Origin of the sequence: Bacteroides sp. AM16-13 (assembly GCF_003602705.1) — a bacterium.
Lineage (GTDB): Bacteria > Bacteroidota > Bacteroidia > Bacteroidales > Bacteroidaceae > Bacteroides > Bacteroides xylanisolvens.
The window spans coordinates 1-1429 of sequence record NZ_QTLK01000015.1 but is presented as its reverse complement, the minus strand read 5'-3'; the positions used below and the strand labels follow the sequence as shown (position 1 = coordinate 1429).

Genomic DNA, 1429 nt, shown 5'->3' with positions numbered 1-1429 from the left:
CGACCTTTTCTATCATACATACCGCATTGGCTGTATGTATCCCAAAGAAAATCCAAAGTACTTCCGTTTTCCTGTTTCTAGCTTTTATCCTGGCCAGTGAGTAATGTTGTTTCTGCGTTCCAAAACTTCCTTCCAGGCGGGTAGCTCTTTCACGGCTGAGTTCCGACCGTAAGATTTTCCGAAGCGGCTCATCTTTGGCAGCTCTGCCCTTACGCTTAAAGGAAGTACTTATATGATATTTTGTACAAAATTTCCGGTTGGCATTATTGGCATAGATTGAATCCGCCGCAAGCGCCTTAACCCTAACCCCGGTCAGTTGTTGTTGCAGATGAATACAGTCTTTCAAACGTACTCCTTCGTTAAAAGCCTTAAAGGAGATATGTTCTATAAAGGAGATTCCGTCTATCTGTATATTGTTGACTTTGGCTCCGAATTCAACGGATTTGGTTTCCTTGCCTCTGATAATGGGGCGAAGGTAATGCCGGTCGATACTCACGATACGGTTGGACACTTTTTTGCCTGCAAATAAATTCTTCCCTTGCTCAAGGACTGTCTGTATGACCGAGAAACGTCTTTGGTAATCAGAGGATAGTGTAAGCCTGTTCCTGTAGGATGAATGAAGCAGCTCCAGCTGGTCAAGTAACTTTTCCAATAACTGAAGTAACCTTCGTGTAATCATACGAGTCTGTGATTTCTTGCGTTTACGCAGTTTGCTATAAGCAAGATAGGCACGGCGTACATCAAGATACTTGTTACGGGGACGTTGTATGTGCAAGGTCTGGCAATGTTTGCACAGATGACGATGAAGCCATACAATACCTTCCCATAAGAGTTTGGTATCAGTAGGGAAACGCAGATGACTTTCATAACAGGTGGCATCGGTCATACAGACATGAAGGTTCTCAAGATAAGGTGTCCAATGCTCGGCAAGAATGAGCTGGAGGGACTCAACGTCAAGGCGATCCGCTAGTTCCTGACGAATTGCACTAACGATTTTAGGATTGGTTAGTGGATGAAGCGGATCAATCTGAACACCACAAAATAACTGGTAATGAATATTACCGTTTAAATGCTCAATCAGTTGTGCATCGGAAAAGTTGGTATAGGACTTCAAGACCATCAAGGCTATTTTACCTTCGGGAGAAAAATAACTTTTACGCCCAAAAGGAGAGGACTTCAAATGCATTTGTCGGGCCAGTTCCGAGAAAGGGAACAGAGAATGGAGGCGACCTAATTCACTCGTTGCAAAACTTTGACGATATTTTTTAAGCATATCGAACTCGGTAAAACCTAAACAAGGTTCGATTTCTGAGATTTTTTGTATCTTTACCATGTGTTTTTATTTTTAATTACCCCCGTTTTGGCCGTCAAACCGTTTTTTGGGGGGAATGCTTAAAGATACAAAAAAGGCAACTAACTCGCAATGAAT

Annotated in this window: 1 protein-coding gene; it reads right to left on the bottom strand. The window is 42.5% G+C overall.

Annotated features, from left to right (window positions below; all coding sequences use genetic code 11):
• Positions 1-1333, bottom strand: a 1333-nt coding sequence (locus DW173_RS13395) for a transposase (protein ID WP_233562173.1), incomplete at its 3' end; no start/stop codon positions are given.
• Positions 1334-1429: the final 96 nt, after the last annotated feature.